Source organism: Streptomyces sp. GC420 (assembly GCF_009916105.1).
Lineage (GTDB): Bacteria > Actinomycetota > Actinomycetes > Streptomycetales > Streptomycetaceae > Streptomyces.
The window spans coordinates 1-5,652 of the sequence record NZ_JAAAXQ010000444.1 but is presented as its reverse complement, the minus strand read 5'-3'; the positions used below and the strand labels follow the sequence as shown (position 1 = coordinate 5,652).

Genomic DNA, 5,652 nt, shown 5'->3' with positions numbered 1-5,652 from the left:
GTGCTGCGCACCCCGCCCAGCACCACGCAGAAATGGTTGTCGGCCGGGTTGCCCGCCGAGGTCGGCCCCGTACGGGTCGAATAGGCCAGCCGCGCGTAGTGCTGGTCGTCGGCCGCCGTCGACTCGCCCTCGTACGGCCGGACATGGTCGCTGCCGTGGTTGTGCAGCCGCACGATGCCGTCCGCGCGGGTGCTGTGCACCAGCAGGCCCGGCGCCGGCAGGGACAGCACCCGGTCGGGCCCCTCGCTCGGCGCGGGTTCCTCCGGAGCGGTCCACAGCGGGTGCCCGGCGGGCGCGAGCAGGCACACGAACGCCTTCGACGCCCAGTAGGGGGAGGCGGGCCCCGAAGAGGGCTGGAGCACCGGCGCGTACGGGCCGTGCCAGCCCGGGCCCAGCAGCCCGTCACCGCCGACCGCGCCCCGGTCCAGGAAGTACCGCAGCGCGCCGCTGACCAGCCGCCGCGAGGCACCCGGGGTGAGCGGGGTGTGCCCGGTGAGCGCGCCCAGCGCCACCGACGAGGCGGCGGCGAAGCGGTACGTCAGCGAACGGCCGAAGTACAGCGGCGCGCCGTCCGCGCCGAAGAACAGCCCGTAGCCCTCCAGATACGCGCGCAGCCGGTCCCCGTACGGGCCGGGGTCCGCGGCGTCGCCCGCCAGATGCGTGTCGAGCACCGGATACAGGTGCAGCGCCCAGCCGTTGTAGTGGTCGAAGGAGCGGCTGTCCCCGTCGGCGTACCAGCCCTGCCCCCGGTACCAGCTCTCCAGCAGCTCCAGGGCCCGCTCCCGGACGCGGGCCGTCGCGGCGTCGCCGCGGCCCACCGACTCCAGGAACCCGGCCACCGTGTACGGGAACAGATACCAGTTGTTGGGGGCCGGGACGTGCCGCAGCGCACCCCGCAGCCACTCCTCGGCCCGGTCCCGCACGGCCGGCTCCAGCCGGTCCCACAGCCACGGCCTCGTCAGCCGCAGCCCGAGCGCCACGGACGCGGACTCCACCATCGGCTGGCCCCGCACGTCGTGGTCGAGGATCGGCGGCCAGGACTCGGCGTCGTCGCGGCCCGGCGTACGGGTGCCGGCCGCGAGCCCGTCCGCGTACCGGCCGAGCCAGCCGTGCGGGTCCTCGCCGCCCGCACCCGCGACGCGGAACGCGGCGGCGAGGAAGGTGCGCGCGTACCCCTCGAGACCGTCCGAGCGGACACCGGACACCGAGGGGCGGCCCGGCAGGTCGAGCAGGGCGCCTCGGGGCGAGGCCCAAGCCCACGCGCCGCGCAGCAGACCGTCGGCGGCCGCCTCCCAGTGCGCGCGGGTGTACCCGGTGTACGGGCTCAGGTCCCGGTCGTCGGGGGGAAGCCGCAGCGGGCCGTCGGAGGAAAGCCGCGGCGGGCCCGGGGGCCCGGGCGATGACGTCATGCGAGGAAGGCCAGCCTTTCGCGTCGTACCGGATGTGCGAAACCCTCGCCCGCCGCCCACCGGGCGACCTCGGAGACGGCGAGCCCGGCGAGCCTTCCCCACTCATTGCCCTGGGAACCGGCGAGGTGAGGGGTGATCAGAGCGTTCTCGCAGTCCCAGAGCGGATGGCCGGGCGGCAGCACCTCGGGCTCCGTCACGTCCAGTACGGCCCGGATGCGGCCGTCGAGGACCGCCCGGGTGAGCGCGTCCTGGTCGACGACGGCGCCGCGCGCGGTGTTGACGAGCACGGCGTCCTGCCGCATGGCCGCGAGGAGTCCGGCGCCGACCAGTCCCCGGGTGGCGGGCAGCAGTGGAGTGTGGACGCTCACCACGTCGCTCGCTGCGAAGAGTTCGGCGAGGCCGACGGCCCGCACTCCGAGGGCCGCCGCCTCCTCGGCGCTCACGTACGGATCGTGCAGCAGCACCCGCAGGTCGTAGGGCCGCAGCAGCTCGATCACGCGCCGGCCGATCATCGAGGCGGACAGGATGCCCACCGTACGGCCGAAGTTGCCGACGGTGCGGGGGGTGTTCAGCCAGTCCTCGGCGCACCGGGCGGCGCGGTAGGACCGGGCGCGCTCCAGGACGTTCTTGCCGGTGAGGAGGATCATGGCGACGGTGTACTCCGCGACCGGCAGCGCGTTGGCCGCCGCGGCCGAGGAGACCTCGATGCCCCGGTCCCAGCACTCGGGCGTGATGTGCCCGCGCACCGATCCGGCGGCGTGGACGACGGCCCGCAGCCGGGGCGCGGCGCCGAGCGCGGCCGCGTCCAGCGGCGGGCAGCCCCATCCGGTGACCAGCACCTCGGTGTCCCGCAGGACGGCGCGGGCCTGCTCACCCGCCAGGTCGTCGAGCACGGGGAGCGGCGCGAGCTCGCACACCTCGCGCAGGGCGGCCAGGGCTTCGGCGTCGAAAAGGGCGGCGGCGGTGTCCGCGCCCATGGCGAGGGCGGCCCGCGGGCGCCGGGCCACGCGCTCCGGCGTGTGCGGGGTGCTCGGGGCGCCGGGAGCAGCGGGTGTGCCGGGAGTGTCTGCGTCGGGTGCGCTTCGGTCCGGGGTGACGGGCATCTGACTCCTGTCGGCGTCGGTCGCGTGGACTCGCAGAGGCATCGTGGCGGAGGGCCCGCCGAAGGGGAACAGGGAGTCCGGGACGGCGTCCGGCGACGCCCCTGCACGCACCTACTGGCGCCGCCCACCGGCACTCCCTTACCGGTGCCGCCGTGCGTCCACGCCCGGCCGCACGGCGGGGAGTCCGCCCCGGGCGGCCGCCGCCGGGCGTGTCGCCCGCGTTGCCGCCCTGCCCGGGGCCTGGCTGTCGGAGCGCGCGGGCCGGCCCGCGGCCGTCCGGCCGGGGGCGCTCCAGGTGGCCGCCGACGGCGCCCGCCCTCCCGTCTCCTCCCGAGGGACACGGCGCAGGCCCGTCGAGCCGATGGCGTGCCCGCAGCGCCGCCGCGTACGCGCGGGCCGCCGTCGTCCGGGCCGAGCGGCACGGCGGCAGCCGGTCCGGCGTCGCCGCCTCCGTACGCGGGCCCGGCGTCGTCAGCGGCCCGCTAGTGCCGCGTCGGCCGAGGTTCGCCCCGTCGCGACGCCCTGCACGGCACTCCCCCGCACCCCTCCGGGCGCGGGAGGTACCCCCACGCTGCGTGGGCCGAAAGCCCGAGCAGGCCCACTACGAGGGCTTCCGGCCGCCTTGCGATGCTCCCCCCGCCTCCGGCGGGAGGTGCCCCCGGCACCGGACGCCGCTCCTCAGCGGGCAAACCCCGACCGACGCGGCACTAGACGGCGGTCTCCGGCGCCACCGCCTCGGCCCGCAGGGCAGCCGCGTACGCGTCGTCCGGATCCAGGCGCCGCAGCTCCTCCGCTATCAGCTCGGCCGTGGTGCGCACCTTCAGCGCCAGCGTGCGGGTGGGCTGGCCGGGGATGGACAGCGTGGCAACCGCGCCCGCGGGGCGGTCGATGTGGATCTCGCCGTGCGTGGTGCGCAGCCGTACCGCCGTCACGACCGGCCCCTCCGTGACCACGCGCTCCACCGGCACCCGCAGACGGGCCGAGAACCAGCGGGACAGCAACTCGGCACTGGGGTTGTCCGGCTCGCTCTCCACCACCGCGGAGAGGATGTCCGTGCGCGGCGCCTGGTCGAGCGCGGCGGCCAGCATGGAACGCCACGGGGTGAGCCGGGTCCACGCCAGATCGGTGTCGCCGGGCGCGTAGCCCTCGGCGCGGGCCGCCAGCTCCCGCAGCGGCGCCTCCACGGCGTACGCGTCGGTGATGCGGCGCTGGGCCAGCGCCCCCAGCGGGTCCTTCGACGGCACGTCGGGGGCGTCGACGGGCCACCAGATCACCACCGGGGCGTCGGGCAGCAGCAGCGGCAGCACCACCGACTCCGCGTGGTCCGCCAGCTCCCCGTGCAGCCGCAGCAGCACGGTCTCCCCGCTGCCGCCGTCGCCACCGAACCGCACCTCGGCGTCCAGCCGGGAACGCCGGCGCTCGTGCGGGGAGCGGCCGCGGCGCTTGACGACCACGAGGATCCGGGCCGGGTGCTGGTGGGACGCCTCTCCCGCCGCCTTGAGCGCGTCGTAGTGGTTCGCCTCGTCCGTGGCGATGATCAGGGTCAGCACCATGCCGACGGCGGGACTGCCCGCGGCCTGGCGGGCCCGCACCAGGGCCGCGTTGATCCTGCTGGATGTGGTGTCGGTCAGATCGATGTTCATAACGGGCGGCCGCTCCGTCCTTCGTGTGCCGGCTCGTGCTGCTTCTACATGCATTACCGTTCCCAAAGGCTGAGTGGGAGTGAGTCCTGTTGCCAGGACCTGTGCTCAGCCGGATGCCCCGAACGGTGTTGGGCGGTCCTGGTTGCCCGCGTTCGCTCCGCGTCCGGCGCCGTCGGATCGTGTCCGTGGCCCGGGGACGCGGGGGCGGGTTCCCTCACGTCTTCCGATCGCCACGGCGGACGCGTCGTGGCGAGTGGTCCTGCGGGTCCTGGTGGTGAGGGGCTCTTGCCGGTGCTGGGCGCCCCACTTGCTGGTGTAGGCGGGGTCGACGGCGACGACGGGGACGCCGAGTTCGGCGGCCATACTGACGAGCCGGGCGCGCAGCCCGGCGACGGGCATGCCAGAGACGAGCTTGCGGAAATGTTTGCGGCGTCCGTGTTTCTCGCGGGTGGTCTCGGCGGTGAAGTCGAGGTCTTCGACGGCGATGGCGAGGTGGTGGCGGGCGGCGAAGTGCAGCAGGCGGGTCAGGGCGTGGCGGACCTGGGCGTCGCGGCGGGCGGCGGTGCCGGTGAGGTCGTGGTCGAACCGGAGTGGTTCTCCGGTGCGGTTGCCGTGGGTGTCGAGGCGCCGGGCGGCGAGGTGTTCGGCGTTGGTGTCCACCCCGACCACGCCCCGTGCGCGGGCCGCCGCCAGGGGGAGCGTCTGGACGGGTGGGATGGTCCAGGAGGCGGTGAGGTACCAGCGGCCGCGTGCGGTGTCCTCGTGGATGCGGTAGGCCACGGCCCGGTGCGCGGTGACATGGTCGGCCCACTGCCCGCCCCGGTGCGCGAACGACACCGTCGCGGCGAGGACGTACCTGCCGTGCTCAGCGTTCGCCAGGTGCGCCAGCGGCGCCGGGAGCTTGATCGAGACCGTGCAGTCGTCGGGGCTGGCGCGGAGGGTCTCGTTGCCGAACCGCTTGCCGGACTCGCCGTCCGCGGCCAGGAACCGCCGCCCCGCCTCCCACCGCGTGCGCCACTCGGCTGCGGTGAGGTGGGCCCGCTCCGGGTGGTGGCGGGTGTTCAGCAGCCGCCTGCCGCCGCGCACCACCCGCACGACACCCGCCTCATGCTCGGCCCGCTCCGCGCGGAGCCGGTCTTCGAGCCCCCGCAGGCGGCGGGACTTGGCATGCCACTCCCGCCTGCTGCCGTAGCCACCCAGAGTCTTCCTGGTGCCCTTGTCGCCCACGGGCCGGGACAGCCGGTGCCCGATCGTCTCGATCCCGGCCTCGAGGCTCCGGATATGGGCGAGCTGAGCCCTCCGGGCCAGCGCCCACTGATCATGGGTCGCCTTCGTGATCGACCCGGCCCAGCGCGACGAGGACTCCACGGTCAGGACACGCTTGCGCTCGGCCCACTGCCCACTGCCGTGCCACGGTCCGGCCGCACACCGCGCCCTCAGGTCACGGGAGGCGAGCGAACCGAGATGGTCGCCGACCAGACGCAGCACCTCCTCGTC

Annotated in this window: 3 protein-coding genes and 1 pseudogene; all 4 read right to left on the bottom strand. The window is 75.4% G+C overall.

Going from position 1 to position 5,652, the window contains the following annotated elements:
* On the bottom strand, nt 1-1,409 hold a 1,409-nt coding region (locus GUY61_RS33570; RefSeq protein ID WP_166634099.1), incomplete at its 3' end, for a DUF2264 domain-containing protein.
* On the bottom strand, nt 1,406-2,386 hold the full coding sequence (locus tag GUY61_RS33565) for a hydroxyacid dehydrogenase (RefSeq protein WP_243766940.1): 981 nt from the start codon (nt 2,384-2,386) through the stop codon (nt 1,406-1,408). The genes GUY61_RS33565 and GUY61_RS33570, both read right to left, overlap by 4 nt.
* Nucleotides 2,387-3,219: 833 nt before the next feature.
* A complete protein-coding gene (opcA, locus tag GUY61_RS33560) occupies nt 3,220-4,155 on the bottom strand; it encodes a glucose-6-phosphate dehydrogenase assembly protein OpcA (RefSeq protein WP_166634097.1) in 936 nt (311 codons plus the stop codon).
* 53 nt (nt 4,156-4,208) lie between these two features.
* Nucleotides 4,209-5,652, bottom strand: a pseudogene (locus tag GUY61_RS33555) (IS200/IS605 family accessory protein TnpB-related protein); the annotation flags it as partial.

What these genes read in the sequence shown, in the direction of transcription:
- GUY61_RS33565 (WP_243766940.1), bottom strand. Translation starts at nt 2,386, where the DNA reads ATGGGCGCGGACACCGCCGCCGCCCTTTTCGACGCCGAAGCCCTGGCC.
- opcA (WP_166634097.1), bottom strand. Translation starts at nt 4,155, where the DNA reads ATGAACATCGATCTGACCGACACCACATCCAGCAGGATCAACGCGGCC.